Origin of the sequence: Aeromicrobium panaciterrae (genome assembly GCF_039537165.1) — a bacterium.
In the GTDB taxonomy this organism is placed as follows: Bacteria; Actinomycetota; Actinomycetes; order Propionibacteriales; family Nocardioidaceae; genus Aeromicrobium; species Aeromicrobium panaciterrae.
On sequence record NZ_BAAAZZ010000002.1, the window covers coordinates 2,511,194 to 2,533,207 of the forward strand.

The following is a 22,014-nucleotide window of genomic DNA, read 5'->3' on the forward strand; positions in this document are numbered from 1 at the left end:
CAAGAGACGCGACGTCTCGTCTTGCTAAAGTGGGGCGCATGCCTGCCAACCCGACACGCCGGAGCCCCACGTCGCATGCCGCGATCCTGAGCGCTGCCTGGGACCTGGCGTGCGAGGTCGGCTATGCGCGGCTGACGGTCGAGGCGATCGCCAAGCGTGCCGGCGTCGGCAAGCAGACGATCTATCGGTGGTGGCGGACCAAGGACGAGATCCTGCTCGAGGAGCTCGACTCGCGCACCAGCGCCACCTTGGAGTTCGCCCACTCCGGTGACATCCGCGCGGACCTGCGCCGACAGCTCACCGAGGTGACCAAGGTCCTGGGCTCGGACGAGTACGCGCCGTACCGAGGCCTCATCGCCGCCGCCCAGTCAGACCCGGAGCTCCTGCGACAGATCGAGCAGCGCATCATCGAGCCGCGCGTCGACGCACTCGTTGAGCGTGTCTCGCAGGCGCAGCGCGACGGTCAGCTGAGAGACGACATCGCGCCTCGCGACGTCGTGGAGCTGCTGTACGGCCCGATCTACTACCGACTGCTGGTGCGGACACGCCCGCTCCGGGTGGCCGACACCCGCCACCACCTCGATCTCCTGTTCGAGGGCCTGAGTCCCGGTCAGGCGGTGAAGGCGGCCAAGGCGGCCGACGTGGCGCAGCCTGGCTGAACGGCCCGGTCCAGCCTTCTCCACAGATCCGTGCCAGGAGGTCTTCCCAAACAAGCCGTCATTCGGCAGGATCTTGCGACAGTCGGATGTTGGTCGGCACTCTTCGGGGGAAGAGGTTCTGGGAGTGGATTCGCAAGCGCCTGCGCTCGCCGAGCGCGTACGCGACCTCGTACGCGAGCGCCGCATCGACCCGCGCACCGACGCTGACTCCGTACGGCGTGCCGCCCTCGACGCGATTGCCGAGCACGAGTCACGCAGCCTGACCGGAGCCGTGCGGTCACTCGACGAACCAGATCTGGTCGTCGGTCAGATCGTCGCCGACGTCTCAGGCTTCGGTCCGTTGCAGCCCTATCTCGACGACGAGACGGTCGAGGAGATCTGGATCAACGAGCCGTCCAGGGTCTTCATCGCTCGAGCCGGGCGACATGAGCTCACGTCGGTGATCCTGTCGGGCGAGCAGGTGCGCGAGCTCATCGAGCGGATGCTGTCGTCATCTGGTCGTCGCCTCGACATCAGCCAGCCGTTCGTCGATGCGATGCTGCCCGGAGGCCACCGGCTGCACGTCGTGCTCGAAGGGATCGCGCGGGGGTTCGCCGCCGTCAACATCCGCAAGTTCGTGGCACGTGCGCATTCGCTCGACGACCTGGTCACGTTGGGCACGATCGACTCGCGGGCGGCGGAGTTTCTGACGGCCAGCGTTCTGGCCGGTCTCAACATCGTGGTCTCCGGGGGCACCCAAGCGGGCAAGACGACATTGCTCAACTGCCTCGCGGCCGCGATCCCCGGCTCGCAGCGGCTGGTCTCGGTCGAAGAAGTCTTCGAGCTCCAGTGCGGCCACCCCGACTGGGTCGCGATGCAGACCCGTCAGGCCGGGCTCGAGGGCACCGGCAGCATCGACCTGCGGTCCTTGGTCAAGGAAGCCCTCCGCATGCGCCCCTCACGTGTCATCGTCGGTGAGGTGCGATCGGCCGAGTGCCTGGATCTGCTCCTGGCACTCAACGCAGGTCTCCCCGGCATGGCCAGCATCCACGCCAACTCGGCCAAGCAGGCACTGGTCAAGATGTGCACGCTGCCCCTGCTCGCCGGTGACAACATCGGATCGCGTTTCGTGGTGCCCACCGTGGCTTCATCGGTCGACCTCGTCGTCCACACCGGCATCGATCCCGACGGGTCACGCGCCGTACGCGAGATCGCGACCGTGACCGGCCGGGTCGAGAACGGGCTCATCGAGTCAGAGCCGGTGTTCGTACGCCGGGCCGGTCGGCTCGAACGTGGCCACGGTGCACCGTTGCGGCGAGAGGCCTTCGAGCTGGTCGGCATCGACCTCGACGACGTGCTGGGAGTCGGCCGATGGGCGCCTTGATCGGGCTCGTGTTCGGCGTCGGCGTGCTACTCATCCTGGCTGCGCTCACCCGGCAGCCGTCCATGGTGCGACGTTCGGCATCGCGTACGAGCCGACTGGGCACGCTGCTCGCATCGGCGGGCGTGCAGGGTGTCTCGCCCGCACAGGTCGTGGCGCTGTGCCTCGGATCGTTCGTCCTTGCGGCGTTCGTGATGATCGGCGTCTCAGGTGTGCTCGCGGTGGGACTCGTGTTCGGGTCGATGGCGGCGTGGTTGCCGATCGCCGTGCTGCGCGGTAGGGCCGCCAGGCGTCTGCGTGATCACGCCGCACTCTGGCCCGACGTCGTCGACAACCTGTCATCCGCCGTACGAGCCGGGCTGTCGCTGCCCGAAGCGCTGATGCAGCTCGGTGACCGCGGCCCCGAGGGCCTCCGCGCACCATTCGTGCAGTTCGGTCGCGACTACCAGTCGACCGGGCGCTTCCATGAGTCCCTCGACCTGCTCAAGGATCGGCTCGCCGATCCCATCGGCGACCGGGTGGTCGAGGCGCTTCGCATCGCCCGCGAGGTGGGTGGCGGCGACCTCGGCACGATGCTGCGGTCCCTGTCAGGATTCCTGCGCGACGATCTCCGTACGCGCGGCGAGCTCGAGTCCAGGCAGTCGTGGACGGTCAACGGTGCCCGCCTCGCCGTGGCGGCTCCGTGGCTGGTCCTGCTGTTCATGAGCTTCCAGGGCGAGGTCATCGAGCGATTCGCCACGACCACCGGCCTGGTCGTCCTCGGCACCGGCGCCGCGCTGTGTGCGATCGCCTACCGCCTGATGATGTGGATCGGTCGGCTGCCCGCAGAGCAACGGATCCTGGCGTGACCGGCGCCGTCATCGGCCTCTGCGCTTCCTCAGGGGTGCTGCTGCTCGTTTCCGGCTGGTTGCGTACTCGCCGTCCGGCACTCGACCAGCGTGTGCTCCCGTACGTCCGAGACGTCCACCCTTACGTGCCCGTGGGTGCGCCGACCGGAGTGGTGTCGGCGGTGTTCGGGCCCAGCGTGCGCAGGGCTGGAGCCGCGATCGGTGACCTTCTCGGAGGCTCGGCGAGTGTGTCGCGCAGGCTCGTACGTCTCGGCTCCCCGATGACGGTCGACGACTTCCGCATCCGACAAGTCGCGTGGGGCGGAGCCGGCCTCGCCATCGGTGTCGTCGTGTCGATCGTGCTCTGGTCGGCCCGAGACGCGGCGATGCCGATGCTTCTGGTGATATGCGCTGTTGGTCTCGTCGGCGGAGTTCTGTGGTGCGACAGCGCCCTCTCGAGCCAGGTCCGATCGCGCGAAGCGCAGCTGCAGGCTGAGTTCCCTGTCGTCGCCGACCTGCTCGCGCTGGCGGTCGCGGCGGGGGAGAGCCCTGTCGCGGGCCTTGAGCGGGTCATGCGGGTCTGCCAAGGACAGCTCTCCTACGAGCTCGGCCAGGTGCTCTCGGACATCCGCACCGGTACCCCGATGGCGGCCGCATTCGATCGACTCGCGTCGCGGACGGGTGTCGCGAGCATTGCGCGATTCGCCGAAGGGCTTGCGATCGCCGTCGAGCGCGGCACACCGCTGGTCGACGTGCTGCATGCCCAGGCTGCCGATGTCCGGGAGTCCGGACGCCGCGAGCTGATGGAGGTCGGCGGTCGCAAGGAGGTCGCGATGATGATCCCCGTCGTGTTCCTGATCCTCCCGGTGACCGTCGTCTTCGCGTTCTTCCCCGGCTACATCGGCCTCCACCTGACCTCGGGAATGTGAAAGGAACGCCATGAAGAGACTGTTGAAGCGGCTTGGATCTCGCCACGACGAGCGCGGTGACGTGCCCGGATGGGTCATGATCACCGTGATGAGCGCTGGGCTGGTGGCCGTGCTCGGTGCCGTCGCGGGTCCGCAGCTGCGTCAGATGCTCGAGCAGGCACTGTCGGCGGTCGGCGGCTGAACGTGCCCCGCCGCGATGAGGCCGGAGCGGCGGTCGTCGACTTCGTGCTCGTGATGATGCTGCTCGTCCCACTGGTGCTCGGCATCGCCCAGGTCGGCCTGGTGCTTCACGTCCGCAACACCCTGTCATCTGCGGCATCTGAAGGCGCCCGGGCAGCGGCACCTTTCGGAGCGACTCCCGAAGACGGTGCGGCTCGTACGCGGGCGTTGATCCGGCAGGCGCTCGCGGATCGCTACGCCGACGGTGTCTCGGCATCCTGGACCACCGTGGGCGGTGTCGCCGGCTCCGAGGTGGTCGTGCACGCGGACGTGCCGGCGCTCGGACTGTTCGGTCCGTCAGTGTCGCTGACGGTGCGCGGCCACGCCGTGCGGGAGGTTGCACCATGAGTCACGACGACGGCACGGCGTCGGTGGAGTTCGTCTGGCTGACGATCCTGCTCCTGGTGCCGTTCGTCTACATCGTGATCGCGGTGTTCGATGCGCAGCGCGCCGCATACGGCGTATCGACCGCCAGCCGCGCCGCCGCTCGGGCGTTCGTCCAGGCACCCGATGTCGCGACCGCCGAACGTCGTGCCCGAATCGCGGCAGAGGTCGCCCTCGGCGACCAGGGCATGTCGGCCGCGGACATCCAGATCTCGTGCCTGCCGACGCCGGGTGCGTGCCTCCAGCCGGGTTCGTCGGTGCGCGTGCGCATCAGCACGACCCAGGCCCTGCCGCTGACCCCCAGCGCCCTGGGTTCGCAGCTCGGCGGCATCGCCGTCGACAGCGTGCACACCGAGCCGTACGGCAGCTTTCGGGCGGCGGGGTCATGAGTCGAGACGAACGTGGCCAGGTCACGGTGATGACGATCGGGTTCTTCGTCTTCCTTGCACTGCTCGCTGTCGTGGTCGTCAACTCGTCAGCGGCATTCCTGGAGCGGCAGGAGCTCGCCAACCTCGCCGACGGTGCCGCGCTCGCGGCTGCGGATGGCCTGAGCGAAGAGGCGTTCTACCGAGACGGTGCTGACACGGCCGTTGAGCTCGATCCGGCGGAGGCTCGCCGCCTCGTGGCGTCCTACCTGGCGGCGTCCGGCGGTGATGTCGGATCGGTCGCGGTGACCTCTGACGGCGACGAGGTCCACGTACGACTTGAGCGGACCATCACGCTTGCCATCGCGCCACCGGGATGGGACTCGCAGACCACGATCGTGTCCGAGGCGACGTCCCAGCTCCGCCTCGGCGACTCGCCCTAGCCATTGCGGCCGTGTCGACCTGCGATGCGCCAGCTGCGGCGAACCCATGCACGCCGGCGACATCGACGTGCTGCCGGGCCCCGGGAGCGCCGCCGCGCAGCTATTTCGTGGCGAGGGCCAGCCGTCCCGCGAGTGCCGCGTAGGTGCCGGCAAACGAACGGCGCATCCAGAGCACGACGTTCGGGCGAGAGATGACCTGGTCGCGTACGGCAGCAGCGAACAGGCCGTACAGGACGAACACCACGAGGGTCACCAGCATGAAGACCAGGCTGAGCAGCAGCATGCGCGACAAGGTGTTGGACTGACCAGCGGGTACGAACTGTGGTAGGAACGCGAAGAAGAAGATCGTGAGCTTGGGATTGAGGACGTTGATCAGGATGCCCGAACGGATGACCTTCAAGGCCGTACGCGGCGAGGTCTCCTCGTCAACGGCGAGGTCGCTGGTGTCTCGGAGCGTCGTCCAGGCCATGTAGAGCAAGTAGGCGACGCCGGCGTACTTGAGCGTCTGGAACGCAACAGCGCTGGCGTGCAGCAGGGCGGCAAGGCCGGTGATGGCGGCGATCATGTGCGGGATGATGCCGAGCGTGCAGCCGATCGCGGCGATGATGCTGGCCTTCGTTCCGCGCGAGATGCCGGCCGAGATCGTGTAGAGCGCTCCCGTGCCGGGAGTGGCAACGATGACCAGGGTCGTGACCATGAACGCTGTGCTCATGCGCGGCAGGCTACTTCATCGCGTCGCGGATCGTTGCTGCGTACGTCTCGGCCTCGCCGTCGGCGTACTTCGTGCGCGGCCAGAAGAATCCACGCAGACCATCGCCCTTGGTACGCGGCACCACGTGGACGTGGAGGTGCGCGACGCTCTGTGAGACGACATTGTTCATCGCGACGAACGTGCCCTGGGCGCCGAGCCCGGAGGTGATCGCGTTGCCGACGCGCTTCGCAGCATCTAACAGCGGGACCATCAGATCCGTCGGCAGGTCGGCGAGCGTGATGAGGTGCTGGCGGGGGACCAGGAGCACGTGACCCTTGAACACCGGTCGTACGTCGAGGAAGCCCACGACGTGCTCCTCGTCGAGCACGATGGTCGCTTCGGCCGTCCCGGCGATGATGCCGCAGAACAGACAGTCGTCACTCATGGGTCGATCACATCACAGCGAGGGCACTAGGGTGGGGGCATGGCTGCCAAGAAGACCGCGAAGAAGAAGCCCAAGAGCGGCAACCCGGCGAAGCAGGCCGCGACCGACAAGGCTGCTCCGGCCACGAAGGCCAAGAAGGTCGCGAAGGCTGCTGCTCCCGAAAAGATCGAGGGCGACAAGCTCGACATGAAGGCGAAGTTCCGCGAGGCGCTGGAGAAGAAGAACGCGAGCCAGCACGCCTCCGCAGAGGGTGCTGACCACGACGGCAGCGAGAAGTCGCACGGAGCGACCGGCCCCACGATGGCGCCCGAGTTCCGCCGCAAGAGCGTCTGACCCGACCGGGTAACCTCGACAGGTGGCAACACCCGACTTCGCTGAGCAGACCAAGGCCCTCGACACGACCCTGACGTCGATCGAGAAGGTCCTCGACCTCGACTCCATCCGCGCCGAGATCGCGTCCCTCCAGGAGGAGGTCGGAGACCCCGGTCTCTGGGACGACCAGGCCAATGCCCAGCGCGTCACCAGCCGGCTCTCCACGCTGCAGGCCGAGGTCGAGCGCGTCACGGGTCTCCGTCAGCGTCTCGACGACGTCGAGATCATGCACGAGATGGCCGCCGAGGAGGGCGACGCCGCCGCCGAGGCCGAGGTCGCCGGCGAGCTCGTCAAGATCCAGAAGGCCATCGAGGCGCTCGAGGTCCGCACCCTGCTGTCGGGGGAGTACGACATGCGCGACGCGCTGGTGTCGATCCGTTCGGGCGCCGGGGGTGTCGACGCGGCCGACTTCGCGCTGATGCTGCAGCGCATGTACATCCGCTGGGCCGAGCGCCATGGCTACACCGTCGAGGTCTACGACACGTCATACGCCGAAGAGGCGGGCCTGAAGTCGACGACGTTCGCGATCAAGGCGCCCTATGCCTACGGCACGCTCTCGGTCGAGGCCGGCACGCACCGCCTCGTACGCATCTCGCCGTTCGACAACCAGGGACGCCGTCAGACGTCGTTCGCGGCGGTCGAGGTGGTGCCGGTGCTCGAGCAGACCGACGAGATCGACATTCCCGAAGAAGACATTCGCGTCGACGTCTACCGCTCGTCGGGCCCCGGCGGTCAGAGCGTCAACACGACGGACTCCGCCGTACGCCTCACGCACATCCCGACCGGCACGGTCGTCAGCTGCCAGAACGAGAAGAGCCAGCTGCAGAACAAGGCCAGCGCCATGGTCATCCTCAAGGCCAAGCTGCTCGCGCTCAAGAAGGCCGAGGAGCGGGCTCAGCTCGACGAGATGCGCGGAGACGTACAGGCGTCATGGGGTGACCAGATGCGCAACTACGTCCTCAACCCCTACCAGATGGTCAAGGACCTGCGCACCGAGTACGAGACCGGCAACACCCAGGCGGTGCTCGACGGCGAGATCGACGACTTCATCGAAGCCGGAATTCGTTGGCGCCGCAGCGCCGCCTAGCCCACGTACGTCTGGGTGGACGCCAGGTCACCGCCCCAACCAACGTGAGGTGAGCGGTGACTCAGCGTCCAGGAGGCACAGGCCGGTGGACGCCAGGTCACCGCCCCAGGACTAGTCGCCGGAGCTGAAGGCGGCGTCGAACGCCGCCTCTGGTGCGTCGAAGAGGTTCTTCTTCACGAACGCCAGCGCCTCAGGCGCTCCGAGCAGGCGATCCATGCCGGCGTCCTCCCACTCGATCGAGATGGGTCCGTCGTAGCCGATCGTGTTGAGCATGCGGAAGCACGCCTCCCACGGCACGTCACCGCGACCCGTCGAGACGAAGTCCCAGCCACGACGCGGGTCCGCCCACGGCAGGTGCGAGCCGAGACGGCCGTTGCGGCCGTTGCCGACCTGCTTCTTGGCGTCCTTGCAGTCGACGTGATAGATCCGGTCCTTGAAGTCCCACAGGAATCCGAGCGGGTCGAGGTCCTGCCAGACGAAGTGCGACGGGTCCCAGTTGAGGCCGAACGCCTCACGGTGACCGATCGCGTCCAGCGCCGCATGCGTCGTCCAGTAGTCGTACGCGATCTCGCTCGGGTGCACCTCGTGGGCGAAGCGGACGCCCTCCTCGTCGAACACGTCGAGGATGGGGTTCCAGCGATCGGCGAAGTCGGTGTAGCCCGCTGCGACCATTTCCTCGGACGCCGGCGGGAACATCGCGACGTACTTCCAGATCGCCGAGCCGGTGAAGCCGATGACGGTGTCGACGCCGAGCAGCTTGGCGGCGCGGGCGGTGTTCTTGAGCTCCTGAGCAGCGCGCTGGCGTACGCCCTCAGGATCGCCGTCGCCCCAGATGCGTGACGACAGGATGCCCTCGTGGCGACCGTCGATCGGGTCGTCGCAGACGGCCTGACCCGTGAGGTGGTTGGAGATCGCGTAGACCTTGAGCCCGTTCTTCTCCAGGATGTCGTGGCGCGACTTCACGTACGCGGGGTCCTCCACGGCCTGCCATGGGTCGAAGTGGTCGCCCCAGCAGGCGATCTCGAGTCCGTCATATCCCCACTCGCCGGCGAGCCGGGCAACTTCCTCGAAGGGGAGGTCGGCCCACTGGCCGGTGAACAGTGTGATCGGGCGTGCCATCTCAAGCTCCTGTCGGGTGGGTCTTGCCATCGTCTGCGCTCGCCGCCACGGCGTCGAGCACGCGTTGTACGGCGAGGCCGTCGGCAAAGGAAGGTACGGGGTCGTTGCCCGCGGCGATGTCGTTGACGAAGTCGACGACCTGGTGGGTGAAGCCGTGCTCGTAGCCGAGTCCGTGACCCGGGGGCCACCATGCGGCGATGTAGGGGTGCGAGGCCTCCGTGACGATGATCCGGCGGAAGCCGGAGATCGCGGGGTCCTCGGTGCGGTCGAAGAACTCGAGTACGTTCATGTCCTCGAAGTCGAACGCCAGCGAGCCCTTCGAGCCGTTGACCTCGAGCCGCAGCGCGTTCTTGCGACCCGTGGCGAACCGGGTCGCCTCGAACACGCCGATGGCGCCGTCGACGAAGCGGGCGGTGAAGACGGCCGCATCGTCGACGGTCACCGGTCCACGCTCTGCGTCGGAGCTGGAGGACCCCCCGAGCGTCGCGTGATCGCCCGCGATGGGGCGCGTCTTGACGAACGTCTCCATGAGCCCGCTGACCGAGGCGATCTGCGAGCCGGTGACGAACTGAGCCATGTCGATGATGTGGGCTCCGATGTCCCCGAGAGCGCCGGAGCCTGCTTTGTCCTTGTCGAGGCGCCAGTTGAGCGGCGCGTTCTCGTCGGTGAGCCAGTCCTGGAGGTACTGGGCGCGTACGTGGCGGATCGTGCCGAGCCGACCTTCGGCCACGAGGCGCTGGGCAAGCGCCACGGCGGGCGTACGGCGGTAGGTGAAGCCGACCATGGCGCGTACGCCGTTCTTGGCGGCGTCGGCAGCGGCGGCGGCCATGGCCTCGGCCTCGGCGACGGTGTTGGCGAGCGGCTTCTCGCAGAGCACGTGCTTGCCGGCCTTGAGCGCCTCGATGGCGATCTCGGCGTGCGTGTCGCCGGGGGTGCAGATGTCGATGACCTGGATGTCGTCGCGCGTGAGCAGCGAGCGCCAGTCGGTCTCGACGGACTCCCAGCCGAAGCGCAGGGCGACCTGGCCGGCGGCGTCCTCGTTGCGGCCGCAGATGGCAGCCATGCGCGGGTGCAGGGGGAGGTCGAAGAATGCGGGGGCGGTGCGCCACGCCTGCGAGTGGGCGGCGCCCATGAAGGCGTAGCCGACCATGCCGATCCCGAGGTCGGTGCGTGCGTCAGTCATGTGCCTTGCCTTCCGGAAGGTTCAGGGGAGGGGGGAAGAGGTGGTGTGGGGGCCTGCGCGTCAGCTGAGTTCACGGCAGCGTGACGCGCAGGCCCCGGCCTGTCAGGACTCGAACGCCGAGTCGAGGTAGTCGTCGACGTTGGCCTTGGTGACCACCGGTGCCGACAGCTTGATCTGACGCGGCACCTCCACCTCGGCGAGGTCGGAGAGCGACTTGCCCTGGACCAGCAGGCGGGCCAGCTTGACGCCATCGGCAGCCTGCGTCGACGGGTAGATGACCGTAGCCTTCAGCACCGTGTTGTCAGCCTTGATGTCGCGCATGACGTTGGCCGAACCGGCGCCACCGATCATGACGAACTCGTCGCGGTTGGCGTTCTTGATGGCGGCGAGCACGCCGACACCCTGGTCGTCATCGTGGTTCCACAGGTAGTCGATCTTCGGAGCAGCCTGCAGCAGGTTCGAGGCAGCCTTCTCGCCCGACTCGACCGTGAACTCGGCGGCAACGCGGTTGTTGACCTTGAGTCCACAGACCTTGAGTGCGTCGGCGAATCCGCGCGAGCGGTCCTGCGTCAGGGGCAGCGAGTCGATGCCGGCGATCTCGGCGACGACCTTGTTCTTGTCGCCCTTGGCCTGCTCGCACACGAACGTACCGGCGGAGACACCCATGCCGTAGTTGTCACCCAGCACCGTGGTGCGGGCGGCGAACGGCGAGTTGAACTCACGGTCGACGTTGATGACGACGATTCCGGCGTCCATGGCCTTGCGGGCCACGGCCGTCATCGCTGCGCCGTCGAACGGCAGGAGGACGATCGCGTCGACCTTGTCGTTGATGAACGTCTCCACCTGCGAGATCTGCAGGTTGACGTCGTTGGTGCCCTCGGCGACCTTGAGGTCGATGTCGTCGTACTCCTTGGCCTGGGCGATCGCCGACTTGGTGATGGAGCCCATCCAGCCGTGGTCGGCGGCGGGAGCCGAGAAGCCGATGACGACCTTGTCGCCCGACTTGTCGTTGTCAGTGTTGCTCTTGCCGATGGCGTCGCTGGTGTCGTCGTCGCCGCCGGAACCGTTGGTACACGCTCCGAGTACGAGCGTCGCCGCCGCGAATGCGCCGACAAGGGCGAAGGCGCGGCGCCTCCGTGGATGGATGGTGGACATGTGTGACTCCTGTTGTGATGGGTTGTGACGTGGTGGTGCGGTGAATCAGGTCCTGCGGTTCGCGATGCGCTGCTGGAGAAGCACAGCGACCACGATGATCACGCCCTTCGCGACGTTCTGCGTCGACGTCGACAGGTTGTTGAGCGTGAAGACATTGGTGAGGGTCGTGAGGATCAGGACGCCGAACAGCGTCCCGACGACGGTGCCCCGGCCACCGCTCAGCAGCGTGCCGCCGATGACCACGGCCGCGATGGCATCGAGCTCGAGGAGCTGGCCATGGGTCGAGGACCCGGTCGTCGTACGCGACATCAGCATGATCGCGGCGACGCCGCAGGTCGCGCCGAGCAGCGTGTAGAGGTAGACCGTGTGCCGCTGCACCTTGATGCCGGCGAGACGGGCCGCCTCCGGGTTGCCGCCGACGGCGAACGTACGGCGCCCGAACGTCGTGCGGTTGAGCAGGAACCAGCCGCCCAGCGTGACCAGCGCGAACATGTAGACGATCACGGGGATGCCGAGCGGTTCGGCGCCGAAGAAGTCGGTGAAGCCCTGGTTGGTGATGATCTGGGTCTTGCGATCGGCGATGAGCTCAGCGAGGCCGCGAGCGGACGCCAGCATCGCCAGCGTCGCGATGAACGGGACAACCCTGCCGTACGCGACCAGCACCCCGTTGATCAGTCCGCATGCCGATCCGACGACCACCGCGGCGAACACCATCGCGATCCAGCCGATGTCGTCTGCCATCGCCTGGGTGCCGGTGGTGGTCGCCCACACGGAGGCCAGCGCGAGGATCGCTCCGACCGACAGGTCGATGCCGCCGCCGGTGATCACGAACGTCATGCCGACCGCGACGACGCCGAGCACGGCGGCGAGACGCAGGATCGTCAGCACGTTGTCGGTGCTGGCGAACCGGTCGCCGGTGGTGGCGATACCGACGACGCACACGATGACCAGTGCGATGACGAGTCCGAGGTTGCGGACGACGCCGAGCGATATGCCACGGTCCTCGCGGGTCTTGGTGTCTTCTGCCTGAACGGTGCTCACGCCGAAACCTCCGTTGAAAAAGGCACGGTACGGAGGCCTCGGTGTGAGTGACTCATGGTTCGTTCGCTGCGCTCTCTCACGCTACGTCTCCTTGGATCATCTGCTGGTCGTCATGGGTGGCGAGGATGCGGTCGAGCACGCCCGACGAGTCGATCTCGGTGCTGGGTCCTTCGTGCACCACGTGTCCGTCGGCGACGACGAGCACGCGGTCCGAGAGTCCGAGGACCTCGTCGATGTCACTCGACACGATGACGAGGGCGACGCCGGAGTCGGCGAGCTCGCGGATCAGGTTGTAGATCTCCGAGCGGGCTCCGACGTCGACACCTCGTGTCGGCTCGTCGAGCAGCAGCACCCTGCACGACCGCAGCAGCCAACGGGCCAGGACGACCTTCTGCTGGTTGCCGCCCGAGAGCGTGCGGATGATGCGTTCGGGGGCGTCGGGACGTACGTCGACCGACTTCGCCGCCTCATGGGCTGCACGACGCTCGGCGCCGTCCTTGGAGATGCCGTAGCGCGCGAAGCGGGTGAGGCTGGCGAGCGAGATGTTGCGGTAGACCGCGTCGTCGAGGATCAGGCCCTGCGACTTGCGCTCCTCGGGGCAGAGGCCGAGTCCCGCCGCGACGGCGGCATCGACCGATCCGTTGCGCAGCTTCTTGCCATCGACCGTGACGGAGCCGCGAGTGGCGTGGCGGGCGCCGTAGACGGTCTCGATGATCTCGCTGCGCCCCGCGCCGACGAGACCGGCTATGCCGACGATCTCGCCGGGACGTACGTCGAACGACACGTCGTCGAACTCCTGGTCGCGCCCGAGGCCGGCCACCTGCAGCAGGGGAGGAGCTTCGGGAAGGTCGGTGGTACGTCGCGGGAACACCGACGACACGGTCCGACCTGTCATCAGCGTGATGAGCTCGGAGGTCGGGGTGTCCTTGGCGGACAGGTCGGTGGCGACGGTCTTGCCGTCCTTGAGCACCGTGAGGCGGTCACCGACACGGCGGATCTCCTCGAGGCGGTGCGAGATGTAGATGATCGCGGCCCCGCTGGCTCGCAGGTCATCGACAACCGTGAACAGACCGTCGACCTCGCCCGGGTCGAGAACGGCGGACGGCTCGTCCATCACGATGACGCGCGCGTCGTGTGACAGCGCGCGGGCCATCGAGACGATCTGTTTGCCGGCTGCCGACAGGCTGCCGACCTCGCGGGTCGGCCGGATCTCGGGATGGCCCAGGCGGGCGAGCAGCTCGCGGGCCTTCTTGTTCATGTCGGAGTCGCGGGTCACGCCACCATGGGCCATCTCGTGGCCGAGGAAGATGTTGTCGGCGACGCTGAGCCCGTCGATCAGGTCGAGCTCCTGGTAGATCGTCGCGACGCCGGTCGCCAGCGCGGCGATCGGATCGGCGAACGTGACGGGCTCGCCCTCCCACAGGATCGTTCCTTCGTCGACGCCGTGGGCCCCCGACAGGATCTTGATCAGGGTGGACTTGCCGGCACCGTTCTGGCCGAGCAGGCAGTGAACTTCGCCCGCGCGAACCACGAGGTCGACGCCGTCCAGGGCGCGTACGCCGGGGAACTCCTTGACGATGCCGCGCATCTCGAGCAGAGCTGTTGCCATGGCCGTGACCCTAGTCACACCTTTTGCTTTTCGTCAAGCAGAAGTATGTTGTTCGTCGACACACTTGACTCGACGCGTTGCCTGAAGGAGGCGTGGTTTACTCATGGCCATGACCGTGCCCCCCGGGCTTCCCCCCACGCTCGCCGGCACCGGAGACCTGTTCCAGCTGCTGCGCGACGGACGCCCCCGCACCCGCGCCGAGCTCGCCCAGCAGTCGTCCCTCGCCCGCTCGACCGTGACAGCTCGCGTGGACGCGCTGCTGGCATCCGGACTGCTCTCGCCCGTCGGAGAGGCTGCTTCAACGGGTGGCCGGCCACCCACGCGGTTCGCGCTCAACCGCGACAACCGGGTCGTGATCGCGATCGACCTGGGTGCCTCGCACGCCAGTGTCGCGGTCACCGACCTCTCCGGACGCATCCTCAAGGAGAAGACCGTCGAGAGCGACATCGCCGATGGTCCCGAGATCGTCCTCGACCTGGTCACCAGGATCGCCCTGGGGCTTCTCGAGGACATCGACCGGCCCGTACGTGACGTCGCGGGCGTCGGCATCGGCGTACCCGGACCCGTGGAGCACGCCACCGGCCGCCCGGCAAACCCGCCGATCATGCCGGGCTGGCACGACTTCGACATCCCCGAGGAGCTCGGCAAGACGTTCGGCGGGCCGGTGCTCGTCGACAACGACGTCAACCTGATGGCCCTCGGCGAGTTCGTCACGTCGTGGCAGTCCGCGCAGCACCTGCTGCTGGTCAAGGTCGCCACAGGTATCGGTGCCGGAGTCATCGCCGACGGGCGACTCATGCGCGGCGCGCTCGGTTCGGCCGGCGACCTCGGTCACGTCCAGGTCGCCGGCGCGCCCGACGACGTGGTGTGCCGCTGCGGCAACGTCGGCTGCCTCGAGGCGGTCGCCGCCGGCCCCGCGATCGCCGCCAAGCTCAGCGCGCTCGGGCTCGACGTTGACGGGTCCCAGGGCATCGTCGACGCGGTGGCGGCGGGCGACATCGCGGCGCTGCAAGCCGTACGAGAGGCCGGTCGCGACCTCGGCACGGTCCTCGCCACCTGTGTCAACCTGCTCAACCCGTCGGTGATCGTCATCGGCGGGAAGCTCTCGGAGGCGGGCGAGTACCTTCTTGCCGGCGTACGCGAGGTCGTCTACCGGCGGTCGCTGCCGCTGGCCACGCACGACCTGCGCATCGTGAGCACCCAGGTCGGCAGCCAGGGTGGCATCCTCGGCGCCAGTGCCATGGTCATCGATGCGGTACTGGCACCGCGTGCCGTCGACGACTACGTCGCCCAGCGCACGGCCTGACCTCCGCGAGCCTTCCCAGCCTCGTGGCACCGTCTGCCTAGACTCGATCGAGTGATTCGATTCGACAAGGTCACCAAGACCTATCCCGGCCAGAAGCGCCCTGCGCTCGACGCCCTCGATCTCGAGATCGAGAAGGGCGAGTTCGTCTTCCTGGTCGGCGCCTCCGGATCCGGCAAGTCGACGTTCCTTCGGCTGATCCTGCGTGAGACCACACCGACCACCGGGCGCGTGTATGTCGCCGGCAAGGAGATCAACAAGCTCTCGAGCTGGAAGGTCCCCAAGCTGCGCCGCCAGGTCGGCACGGTGTTCCAGGACTTCCGGCTGCTGCCCAACAAGACCGTGTCGGAGAACGTCGCGTTCGCCCTGCAGGTCATCGGCAAGTCGCGCAGCGAGATCGCCAAGGTCGTTCCCGAGACCCTCGAGATGGTCGGCCTGGAGGGCAAGGGTCACCGCATGCCCGACGAGCTCTCCGGTGGTGAGCAGCAACGCGTCGCGGTCGCCCGCGCGTTCGTCAACCGGCCGATGATCCTGATCGCCGACGAGCCCACCGGCAACCTCGACCCCGGCACCAGCGTCGGCATCATGAAGCTCCTCGACCGCATCAACCGCACCGACACGACCGTCGTCATGGCGACCCATGACTCCTCGATCGTCGACCAGATGCGCAAACGCGTCATCGAGCTCGAAGGCGGGCTGATCGTGCGCGACGAGGCCCGCGGCATCTACGGCTACCAGAACTGAGGCATTCATGAGAGCCACACTGAGCGAGCTGGGCCAGAGCCTTTCGCGCAACAAGTCCATGACGATCTCGCTGGTCGTCACGATGACGGTGTCCCTGCTGCTCGTGTCGCTGGGTCTGCTGATCAACAGCCAGGTCAACCGCACCGAGAAGTACTTCGGCGACAAGCTGCAGGTGCAGGTCAACCTCTGCACCAAGAACTCCCCAAGCACCAACTGCATCGGCGGCGTCGCGACCGACGACCAGAAGGCAGCGGTCAAGGCGGCGCTCAACGACAACCCCGAGGTCAAGTCGTTCGACGTCCGTACGCCGACCGACAACTACGAGCGCGCCCGCGCACTGCTCGGCCAGTCCGACAGCGGCAAGGCCCAGCTCGAGACGCTCGGCCCCGACTCGTTCCCCGAGTCCTACTTCGTCACGCTCAAGGACGCCCAGAAGTACGACGGCGTGGTGAGTCAGCTCTCCGGCATGGACGGCGTCGGCAACGTCAACTCGCTCAAGAAGCTGCTGGGGCCGCTGTTCGACATCCTGCGCAACATGAAGTGGGCGTCGTGGGGCATCGCAGGCTTGCTGGTGCTCGCGGCGATCCTGCAGGTGTCCAACACGATCCGGATGACGGCGTTCGCGCGGCGGCGTGAGATCGGCATCATGCGACTCGTCGGTGCCTCGAGCTGGCACATCCAGCTGCCGTTCGTGCTCGAGTCGCTGCTCGCCGCATTGATCTCGGCGACGTTGGCCGCGGCGGCGCTCGTCGGCTTCATGTACGTCGTCGTGTACGGCTATCTCCGAGACACCCTGGGGACGTTGACCACATGGGTCGGGTGGCGCGAAGCAGGTCTCGCGATCGGCGGGACGACGCTCCTCGCACTCTTGCTGGCGCTGATTCCGACACTCGTGATGACGCGCAAATACCTCGACGTCTGAGAGAAATGACCTAGAGTCACTCTTGTCACTGTTTCAACAGCAGTAACACCACGACAGTCTCGTACGCGAGAAACTTCCCCCAAGGTCGAGGTCATGTTCAGGTCCAGGCACAAGTCCGTGATGGCAGCTCTGCTTGCCGTCGTGATGATGGCGGCTGTCTCCAGCCCTTCTCTCGCCGACTCCAAGAGCGACCTCGAGAAGAAGCAGGAGGAAGCCAACGCGGCAGCCAAGGAGGCCAAGAAGGCGCTCGACGGTTCGACCAAGGAGTACAACGCGGCCGTGCTCGCGCTGCGTGCCGCACAGGCCAAGCTCGATGCCGCGGAAAACCAGCTCGGCAAGACGCGCGGACTCCTCGCCGTTGCCCAGCAGGTCGATGCGCAGATGCAGGCCAAGCTGCTGGTCAGCCAGGCCAACCTCGACGGCGCCGTCGCCAAGCTCAAGCAGGGCGAGACCGAGCTCAATGAGTCCGAGGCGAAGGTCGAGCAGTTCACGGTCGAGAACCTCCAGCAGGGTGATCCCGGCATGCGCGCCTTCGGCGACCTGCTCCGCGGCGAGGACCCAGCGAAGTTCACCGAGCAGATGAACCTCAACGACTCCGTCAGCGACGCTCAGCTCGCCACGATGCAGGGACTCGCCGCCACCAAGGTGCTGCTCGAGGTCAAGCGCAACGAGGTGCAGAAGCTCCGCGACATCGTCAAGAAGCAGCGTGCCGAAGCCGCGGCCAACCTCGTACGCAAGACCAAGCTCGAGGCCCAGGCGCAGGATCAGCGCGACACGATCTCCGGGCTCGTCGCCGCGCGCGAAAAGGCGAAGGGCTCTGCAGCGGCGACCAAGGCCGAGGACGAGAAGAAGTACCGCGAGGAAGTCGCCGAGCGCAACCGTCTCGAGGCGCAGATCCAAGCGTTGGTCAACAACGGCGGCTCCAATCCGGGCGGCGACGGCCAAGGCACTCTGTCACGGCCCGTCAACGGTCCGATCACCTCGCCGTACGGCATGCGCTTGCACCCCATCACCCACGTCTACAAGCTGCACGACGGGACGGACTTCGGCGTCCCCTGCGGCACTCCGGTACGCGCGGCGGCCAGCGGCACGATCATCAGCCAGTACTACAACGGTGCCTACGGCAACCGGGTGATCCTCAACAACGGCACGATGCGCGGCGTGAACGTCGTGACCACCTACAACCACCTGAGCCGCTTCAAGAAGCGCGCCGGCCAGCACGTCAGCCGTGGCGAGGTCATCGCCTACTCCGGCACGACGGGCTACTCGACCGGCTGCCACCTGCACTTCATGGTCCTGGTCAACGGCCACACGACCAACCCGATGAACTGGCTCTAGGACCGAATGCCGGTCGTCGAGTCCAGCGTGATCCTGGGAGTGGACCACGCCACCGCGTTCGCCGTGTCGCAGACGACCGGCGAGACACGGCTGCGCTGGGACCCGTTCATCAACGAGCAGCACCTGATGGACGGTGCGACGAAGCCGGCCAAGGGCGTGCGCACGTCGACGCAGCACCGGTTGAAGGTGTTGCGGATGATCAGCGTGTACGTGTCGTACAACCCGCCATCCAATGTCGGCATGAAGATGATCGACGGGCCGTGGTTCTTCGAGTCCTTCGCCGGCGGGTGGCGGTTCGCGCCCGAACCTGGCGGCGGTACGCGCGCGACCTGGCGCTACAGCTTCAGGTGCCGGCCACGCTGGCTCGCGCCGATCGCCGAGCGGATCGGCAGGTGGGTCCTGCAGCGTGACATCGACCGCCGGATCAGTGGATTCGCCCGAGGTTGCTCCGACTCGGAGGTGCTGGCCGCCGTTCGCGCATCTTCTCCATGAGAGAATTGACCCGTGGCCAAAGAGGTGGGGCGCAAGGTTGTTGCGCAGAACAAGAAGGCGCGCCACGACTATCACATCGAAGACACGTTTGAGGCCGGTCTGGTCCTCACCGGAACCGAGGTGAAGTCGTTGCGTGCTGGTCGCGCATCCCTGGTCGACGGATTCGGCGAGGTCGAGCGCGGCGAGGCCTGGCTGCTGCACGTCCACATCCCCGAATACACGCAGGGCACCTGGACCAACCACGAGACCCGCCGGCGCCGCAAGATGCTGCTGCACCGCACCGAGATCGAGCGCATCGAGCGCCGCACCACCGAGAAGGGGCTGACGATCGTCCCGCTCTCGCTCTACTTCAAGGACGGCCGCGCCAAGGTCGAGATCGCGCTGGCACGGGGCAAGAAGACGTACGACAAGCGTCACGCCATCGCCGAGCGTACGGCCACCCGCGAGGCGGAGCGCGACCTCGGTCGCCGCCTCAAGGGCATCCACTAGTGCAGGACGACCAGCTCCCTGAGCTGGCCGCGGGGCTCGGCATTCCCGGGCTGTTCGACGTGCACGTGCACTTCATGCCGCCGGCGATCCTCGCCAAGGTGTGGGCCTACTTCGACTCCGCCGGACCGCTGCTCGGCCGTTCGTGGCCCATCACCTATCGCGGCACCGACGAAGAACGCGTCGAGCAGCTGCGCGCGATGGGCGTCAAGAAGTTCTCGTCGATGTCCTATGCGCACAAGCCCGGCATCGCTGCATACATGAACGACTGGACGCGTGGCTTCGCCGAGCGGACGCCCGACACGCTCTGGTCGGCGACCTTCTATCCCGAGCCCGACGCGCAGACGTACGTCTCAGCGCTCATCGAAGACGGCGTCGAGCTGTTCAAGGCGCACCTGCAGGTCGGTGACTTCGCCGCGAACGATCCACTGCTCGAGCCCGTATGGGGCGCGCTCGCCGACAGCGGCACGCCGATCGTGCTGCATGCCGGCTCCGGACCGGCTCCCGGCAACCACACGGGGCCGGCCGGGATCGCCGACGTGCTCGGCCGCCACCCATCGCTCAACGTCGTCATCGCGCACCTGGGAATGCCGGAGTATGCGGAATTCCTCGATCTCGCCAGCCGTTATGCGGGGGTGCGACTCGACACCACGATGGCGTTCGTCGACTTCTGGGACGGCCCGGCACCCGCGGAGATCACTCCGCGACTCGTCGACCTGCAGGACAGGATCTTGTTCGGAACGGACTTCCCCAACATCCCCTACGCGTACGCTCACCAGGTCGAGGCTCTGCAACGGCTCGACCTCGGCGACGATTGGATGGCAGACGTGCTCTGGAACAACAGCGTCAAGCTTTTTGGTGCACCGTGAGGCTCGCCAGCGCGCAGGGCAAGTGGCTGCTCGCCGCAATGATCCTCGGCTCGGGCATGGCATTCCTCGACGGCTCGATCGTCGGTCTCGCACTGCCCGCGATCGACAAGGACCTCGATGCCGGTGTTGCTGGATTGCAGTGGACCGTCAACGCCTACACGCTCACGCTCGCCGCGTTGATCCTCGTCGGCGGCTCGCTGGGTGACCGGCTGGGCCGTCGCAAGGTGTACGTGGTCGGTGTCGCGTGGTTCGCCCTCGCCTCGGTCCTGTGCGCTGCTGCGCCGACGATCGAGGTGCTGGTCGCCGCTCGCGGGCTGCAGGGCATCGGCGCGGCGCTCCTCACGCCCGGCAGCCTCGCGATCATCTCGGCGTCGTTCGTCGAGGAGGACCGGGGCAAGGCGATCGGCGCCTGGTCCGGACTCGCGGGTGTCACGACCGCGATCGGACCGCTGGCCGGCGGCTGGCTCGTCGACGCTGTCGGTTGGCGCTCGATCTTCTGGCTCAACGTCCCGCTCGCCGCTGCCGTGATCTGGCTGTCGGTGAAGCATGTGCCGGAGACCAAGGGAGAGCAGGGCAAGCTCGACCTGACGGGTGCCGCACTGGCTGCCGGGGGACTGGCGCTGCTGACGTACGGACTGGTCGAGAAGTCCTGGACGTGGTCGATCGGCGGAATCGCGCTGATGGCGGTCTTCGTGGTGCACCAGAAGCTCTCACCGCACGCGTTGATCCCGCTCAGCCTGTTCACCGATCGTGTGTTCACGGCGGCCAACATCTGCACGTTCGCGATCTACGGCGCACTGAGCGGCTCGATGTTCCTGCTCGTGCTGCAGCTCCAGTACGTCAGCGGCTACAGCCCGCTCGAGGCCGGGCTCGCCACGATCGCGATCACGATCCTGATGCTGCTGTTCTCGTCCAAGGCGGGTGAGCTCGGCGCCAAGATCGGTCCACGCTGGCCCATGACGATCGGCCCGATCGTGTCGGCAGCCGGTCTGTTGATGCTGCTCGGCGTCGGCGAAAGCCCCAACTTCTGGATCGACGTGCTGCCCGGTTCAATCGTCTTCGGTGCCGGCATCACGTTGCTCGTCGCACCGCTGACGACGGCGGTGCTGGCTGCTGCTCCGATGGACCAGACCGGCATCGCGTCGGGCATCAACAACGCCGTCGCCCGTACGGCATCGCTCCTCGCAGTTGCCGCCATCCCGCCCATCGCGGGCATCGCGGGCGCGAACTTCTCCGACCCCGAGGTCTTCTCGCCCGGTTATCGCACCGGCATGTGGATCTGTGCCGGAATGCTGGTGGTCGCAGGTCTTTGCGCCATGACGCTGATCCACGGCCGCAAGGTCAGCCCAGCGGCGCTGCAGTCCGACTGAACGGCCCGGCCAGCCGGCCCCCCGCGAGTGGTGCAAACGCGGGTTTTTGAGACGGCGCGTCTCCCGGACCTGCACCACTCGCGCTCCGGTTTGCACCACTGGCCGTGGCTCGGACGGAATGTGAGGCTGGGTCGTGTCGTTGCGGCGGAGTAGTATGTAATGCAGTTGCTTCGGCGGCTTTGAAAATTCAAGAGGGGCTGATCGGTTTCGACTAAGGTCGTTCGATTCAGGAGAAGCGGGTAGAGGATCCAGGGTTATCTCTTTAACGATCTCTGGAAACCAACAAGTGCCGATTCCAAGCGCACTGACTTCGCCCTCGCTGCCTAAGCGATAGGTGAAGCGTTGGCCTGGGGGCGTTCCCGCCCCAGATCACCAACGTCATCTAGGGGACTTGCTGGACACACCACGTCGCAGGGTGTGTCCGGGACTCTTATGCGACTGAGCCTGTCGGAGACGTGTTCGTCCGAGCTCCGGGGCCGAGAAAAGCGCTAGACGAACTACACCCGTAGAAGCCCTGACTCAGCGCCATAGGACCCGGGTTCGATTCCCGGCAGCTCCACGAATGACGACGCCCCACTCACCCCGGTTTTGGGTGAGTGGGG

Annotated in this window: 25 protein-coding genes and 1 other RNA gene; 19 read left to right on the plus strand and 7 right to left on the minus strand. The window is 67.0% G+C overall.

Annotation, left to right across the window (positions count from 1 at the left end):
* The first annotated feature begins 38 nt into the window (after positions 1 to 38).
* From ABD683_RS13190 to ABD683_RS13225, 8 genes are all read left to right on the plus strand, one after another.
* The gene (locus tag ABD683_RS13190; RefSeq protein WP_344770415.1) at positions 39 to 659 is read left to right on the plus strand and encodes a TetR/AcrR family transcriptional regulator; all 621 of its coding nucleotides are present in this window, start codon (positions 39 to 41) and stop codon (positions 657 to 659) included.
* 124 nt (positions 660 to 783) lie between these two features.
* Entirely contained in the window at positions 784 to 2,022 is a 1,239-nt protein-coding gene (locus tag ABD683_RS13195; protein WP_344770416.1) for a TadA family conjugal transfer-associated ATPase, read from the plus strand.
* Positions 2,010 to 2,867, plus strand: a complete 858-nt coding sequence (locus ABD683_RS13200) for a type II secretion system F family protein (protein ID WP_344770417.1) — start codon at positions 2,010 to 2,012, stop codon at positions 2,865 to 2,867. Before ABD683_RS13195 ends, ABD683_RS13200 begins: the two co-directional genes overlap by 13 nt.
* A complete protein-coding gene (locus ABD683_RS13205) occupies positions 2,864 to 3,775 on the plus strand; it encodes a type II secretion system F family protein (RefSeq protein ID WP_344770418.1) in 912 nt (303 codons plus the stop codon). Before ABD683_RS13200 ends, ABD683_RS13205 begins: the two co-directional genes overlap by 4 nt.
* A 10-nt stretch (positions 3,776 to 3,785) precedes the next feature.
* Positions 3,786 to 3,956 (plus strand): hypothetical protein, encoded by a 171-nt coding sequence (locus tag ABD683_RS13210; RefSeq protein ID WP_344770419.1) that lies wholly within the window; start codon positions 3,786 to 3,788, stop codon positions 3,954 to 3,956.
* Between the two features lie 2 nt (positions 3,957 to 3,958).
* On the plus strand, positions 3,959 to 4,342 hold the full coding sequence (locus ABD683_RS13215; RefSeq protein ID WP_344770420.1) for a TadE family protein: 384 nt from the start codon (positions 3,959 to 3,961) through the stop codon (positions 4,340 to 4,342).
* Complete coding sequence (locus ABD683_RS13220; protein WP_344770421.1) at positions 4,339 to 4,767, plus strand: hypothetical protein; 429 nt, start codon at positions 4,339 to 4,341, stop codon at positions 4,765 to 4,767. The genes ABD683_RS13215 and ABD683_RS13220 overlap by 4 nt, the downstream gene beginning before the upstream one ends.
* Complete coding sequence (locus ABD683_RS13225; RefSeq protein ID WP_344770422.1) at positions 4,764 to 5,186, plus strand: pilus assembly protein TadG-related protein; 423 nt, start codon at positions 4,764 to 4,766, stop codon at positions 5,184 to 5,186. Before ABD683_RS13220 ends, ABD683_RS13225 begins: the two co-directional genes overlap by 4 nt.
* 100 nt (positions 5,187 to 5,286) lie before the next feature.
* On the opposite strand, the gene ABD683_RS13230 is transcribed toward ABD683_RS13225, so the two are convergent.
* Together ABD683_RS13230 and ABD683_RS13235 are read right to left on the minus strand one after the other, a co-directional pair.
* On the minus strand, positions 5,287 to 5,898 hold the full coding sequence (locus tag ABD683_RS13230) for a LysE family translocator (RefSeq protein WP_344770423.1): 612 nt from the start codon (positions 5,896 to 5,898) through the stop codon (positions 5,287 to 5,289).
* A 10-nt stretch (positions 5,899 to 5,908) separates the two neighbouring features.
* A complete protein-coding gene (locus tag ABD683_RS13235) occupies positions 5,909 to 6,322 on the minus strand; it encodes an HIT family protein (protein ID WP_344770424.1) in 414 nt (137 codons plus the stop codon).
* 39 nt (positions 6,323 to 6,361) lie between these two features.
* Between ABD683_RS13235 and ABD683_RS13240 the strand changes: the two genes are divergently transcribed.
* Complete coding sequence (locus tag ABD683_RS13240) at positions 6,362 to 6,655, plus strand: DUF5302 domain-containing protein (protein WP_344770425.1); 294 nt, start codon at positions 6,362 to 6,364, stop codon at positions 6,653 to 6,655.
* Between the two features lie 22 nt (positions 6,656 to 6,677).
* Entirely contained in the window at positions 6,678 to 7,781 is a 1,104-nt protein-coding gene (gene prfB / locus ABD683_RS13245) for a peptide chain release factor 2 (protein WP_344770426.1), read from the plus strand.
* 111 nt (positions 7,782 to 7,892) lie between these two features.
* On the opposite strand, the gene ABD683_RS13250 is transcribed toward prfB, so the two are convergent.
* From ABD683_RS13250 to ABD683_RS13270, 5 genes are all read right to left on the minus strand, one after another.
* The gene (locus ABD683_RS13250) at positions 7,893 to 8,900 is read right to left on the minus strand and encodes a sugar phosphate isomerase/epimerase family protein (RefSeq protein ID WP_344770427.1); all 1,008 of its coding nucleotides are present in this window, start codon (positions 8,898 to 8,900) and stop codon (positions 7,893 to 7,895) included.
* A gap of 1 nt (position 8,901) precedes the next feature.
* Positions 8,902 to 10,083, minus strand: coding sequence for a Gfo/Idh/MocA family protein (locus tag ABD683_RS13255; RefSeq protein WP_344770428.1), 1,182 nt, complete (start codon positions 10,081 to 10,083; stop codon positions 8,902 to 8,904).
* A 102-nt stretch (positions 10,084 to 10,185) separates the two neighbouring features.
* Positions 10,186 to 11,238, minus strand: coding sequence for a substrate-binding domain-containing protein (locus ABD683_RS13260; RefSeq protein WP_344770429.1), 1,053 nt, complete (start codon positions 11,236 to 11,238; stop codon positions 10,186 to 10,188).
* 45 nt (positions 11,239 to 11,283) lie between these two features.
* Positions 11,284 to 12,279 carry an ABC transporter permease gene (locus ABD683_RS13265; RefSeq protein WP_344770430.1) on the minus strand — a complete coding sequence of 332 codons (996 nt, stop codon included), beginning with the start codon at positions 12,277 to 12,279 and terminating at the stop codon, positions 11,284 to 11,286.
* Between the two features lie 76 nt (positions 12,280 to 12,355).
* Complete coding sequence (locus ABD683_RS13270; protein WP_344770431.1) at positions 12,356 to 13,888, minus strand: sugar ABC transporter ATP-binding protein; 1,533 nt, start codon at positions 13,886 to 13,888, stop codon at positions 12,356 to 12,358.
* 109 nt (positions 13,889 to 13,997) lie between these two features.
* Here ABD683_RS13270 and ABD683_RS13275 point away from each other — a divergent pair, with 109 nt between their 5' ends.
* From ABD683_RS13275 to ssrA, 9 genes are all read left to right on the plus strand, one after another.
* Complete coding sequence (locus ABD683_RS13275) at positions 13,998 to 15,194, plus strand: ROK family transcriptional regulator (protein WP_344770432.1); 1,197 nt, start codon at positions 13,998 to 14,000, stop codon at positions 15,192 to 15,194.
* 51 nt (positions 15,195 to 15,245) lie between these two features.
* Complete coding sequence (gene ftsE / locus ABD683_RS13280; protein ID WP_344770433.1) at positions 15,246 to 15,935, plus strand: cell division ATP-binding protein FtsE; 690 nt, start codon at positions 15,246 to 15,248, stop codon at positions 15,933 to 15,935.
* Positions 15,936 to 15,942: 7 nt separating this feature from the next.
* Positions 15,943 to 16,857: a permease-like cell division protein FtsX gene (gene ftsX / locus ABD683_RS13285; protein WP_344770434.1), complete on the plus strand. Its 915-nt coding sequence runs from the start codon at positions 15,943 to 15,945 to the stop codon at positions 16,855 to 16,857.
* A gap of 93 nt (positions 16,858 to 16,950) precedes the next feature.
* Positions 16,951 to 18,195: a peptidoglycan DD-metalloendopeptidase family protein gene (locus ABD683_RS13290; protein WP_344770435.1), complete on the plus strand. Its 1,245-nt coding sequence runs from the start codon at positions 16,951 to 16,953 to the stop codon at positions 18,193 to 18,195.
* 6 nt (positions 18,196 to 18,201) lie between these two features.
* The gene (locus tag ABD683_RS13295) at positions 18,202 to 18,687 is read left to right on the plus strand and encodes an SRPBCC family protein (RefSeq protein ID WP_344770436.1); all 486 of its coding nucleotides are present in this window, start codon (positions 18,202 to 18,204) and stop codon (positions 18,685 to 18,687) included.
* A 12-nt stretch (positions 18,688 to 18,699) separates the two neighbouring features.
* Entirely contained in the window at positions 18,700 to 19,176 is a 477-nt protein-coding gene (smpB, locus tag ABD683_RS13300) for an SsrA-binding protein SmpB (protein ID WP_309971478.1), read from the plus strand.
* Positions 19,176 to 20,042: an amidohydrolase family protein gene (locus ABD683_RS13305; protein ID WP_344770437.1), complete on the plus strand. Its 867-nt coding sequence runs from the start codon at positions 19,176 to 19,178 to the stop codon at positions 20,040 to 20,042. Before smpB ends, ABD683_RS13305 begins: the two co-directional genes overlap by 1 nt.
* A complete protein-coding gene (locus ABD683_RS13310; RefSeq protein WP_344770438.1) occupies positions 20,039 to 21,412 on the plus strand; it encodes an MFS transporter in 1,374 nt (457 codons plus the stop codon). Before ABD683_RS13305 ends, ABD683_RS13310 begins: the two co-directional genes overlap by 4 nt.
* A gap of 193 nt (positions 21,413 to 21,605) precedes the next feature.
* Positions 21,606 to 21,974, plus strand: a transfer-messenger RNA (tmRNA) gene (gene ssrA, locus ABD683_RS13315).
* The last annotated feature ends 40 nt before the right edge of the window (positions 21,975 to 22,014 follow it).

Excerpts from the sequence above, each read along its gene's own strand:
- ABD683_RS13240 (WP_344770425.1), top strand. The coding sequence starts at position 6,362 with ATGGCTGCCAAGAAGACCGCGAAGAAGAAGCCCAAGAGCGGCAACCCG.
- ABD683_RS13275 (WP_344770432.1), top strand. The coding sequence starts at position 13,998 with ATGACCGTGCCCCCCGGGCTTCCCCCCACGCTCGCCGGCACCGGAGAC.
- ABD683_RS13255 (WP_344770428.1), bottom strand. The coding sequence starts at position 10,083 with ATGACTGACGCACGCACCGACCTCGGGATCGGCATGGTCGGCTACGCC.
- ABD683_RS13290 (WP_344770435.1), top strand. The coding sequence starts at position 16,951 with ATGTTCAGGTCCAGGCACAAGTCCGTGATGGCAGCTCTGCTTGCCGTC.
- ABD683_RS13270 (WP_344770431.1), bottom strand. The coding sequence starts at position 13,888 with ATGGCAACAGCTCTGCTCGAGATGCGCGGCATCGTCAAGGAGTTCCCC.
- ABD683_RS13225 (WP_344770422.1), top strand. The coding sequence starts at position 4,764 with ATGAGTCGAGACGAACGTGGCCAGGTCACGGTGATGACGATCGGGTTC.
- ftsX (WP_344770434.1), top strand. The coding sequence starts at position 15,943 with ATGAGAGCCACACTGAGCGAGCTGGGCCAGAGCCTTTCGCGCAACAAG.
- ABD683_RS13220 (WP_344770421.1), top strand. The coding sequence starts at position 4,339 with ATGAGTCACGACGACGGCACGGCGTCGGTGGAGTTCGTCTGGCTGACG.
- ABD683_RS13230 (WP_344770423.1), bottom strand. The coding sequence starts at position 5,898 with ATGAGCACAGCGTTCATGGTCACGACCCTGGTCATCGTTGCCACTCCC.
- ABD683_RS13190 (WP_344770415.1), top strand. The coding sequence starts at position 39 with ATGCCTGCCAACCCGACACGCCGGAGCCCCACGTCGCATGCCGCGATC.
- ABD683_RS13260 (WP_344770429.1), bottom strand. The coding sequence starts at position 11,238 with ATGTCCACCATCCATCCACGGAGGCGCCGCGCCTTCGCCCTTGTCGGC.
- ABD683_RS13210 (WP_344770419.1), top strand. The coding sequence starts at position 3,786 with ATGAAGAGACTGTTGAAGCGGCTTGGATCTCGCCACGACGAGCGCGGT.
- ABD683_RS13295 (WP_344770436.1), top strand. The coding sequence starts at position 18,202 with ATGCCGGTCGTCGAGTCCAGCGTGATCCTGGGAGTGGACCACGCCACC.
- ABD683_RS13250 (WP_344770427.1), bottom strand. The coding sequence starts at position 8,900 with ATGGCACGCCCGATCACACTGTTCACCGGCCAGTGGGCCGACCTCCCC.
- ABD683_RS13235 (WP_344770424.1), bottom strand. The coding sequence starts at position 6,322 with ATGAGTGACGACTGTCTGTTCTGCGGCATCATCGCCGGGACGGCCGAA.
- ABD683_RS13200 (WP_344770417.1), top strand. The coding sequence starts at position 2,010 with ATGGGCGCCTTGATCGGGCTCGTGTTCGGCGTCGGCGTGCTACTCATC.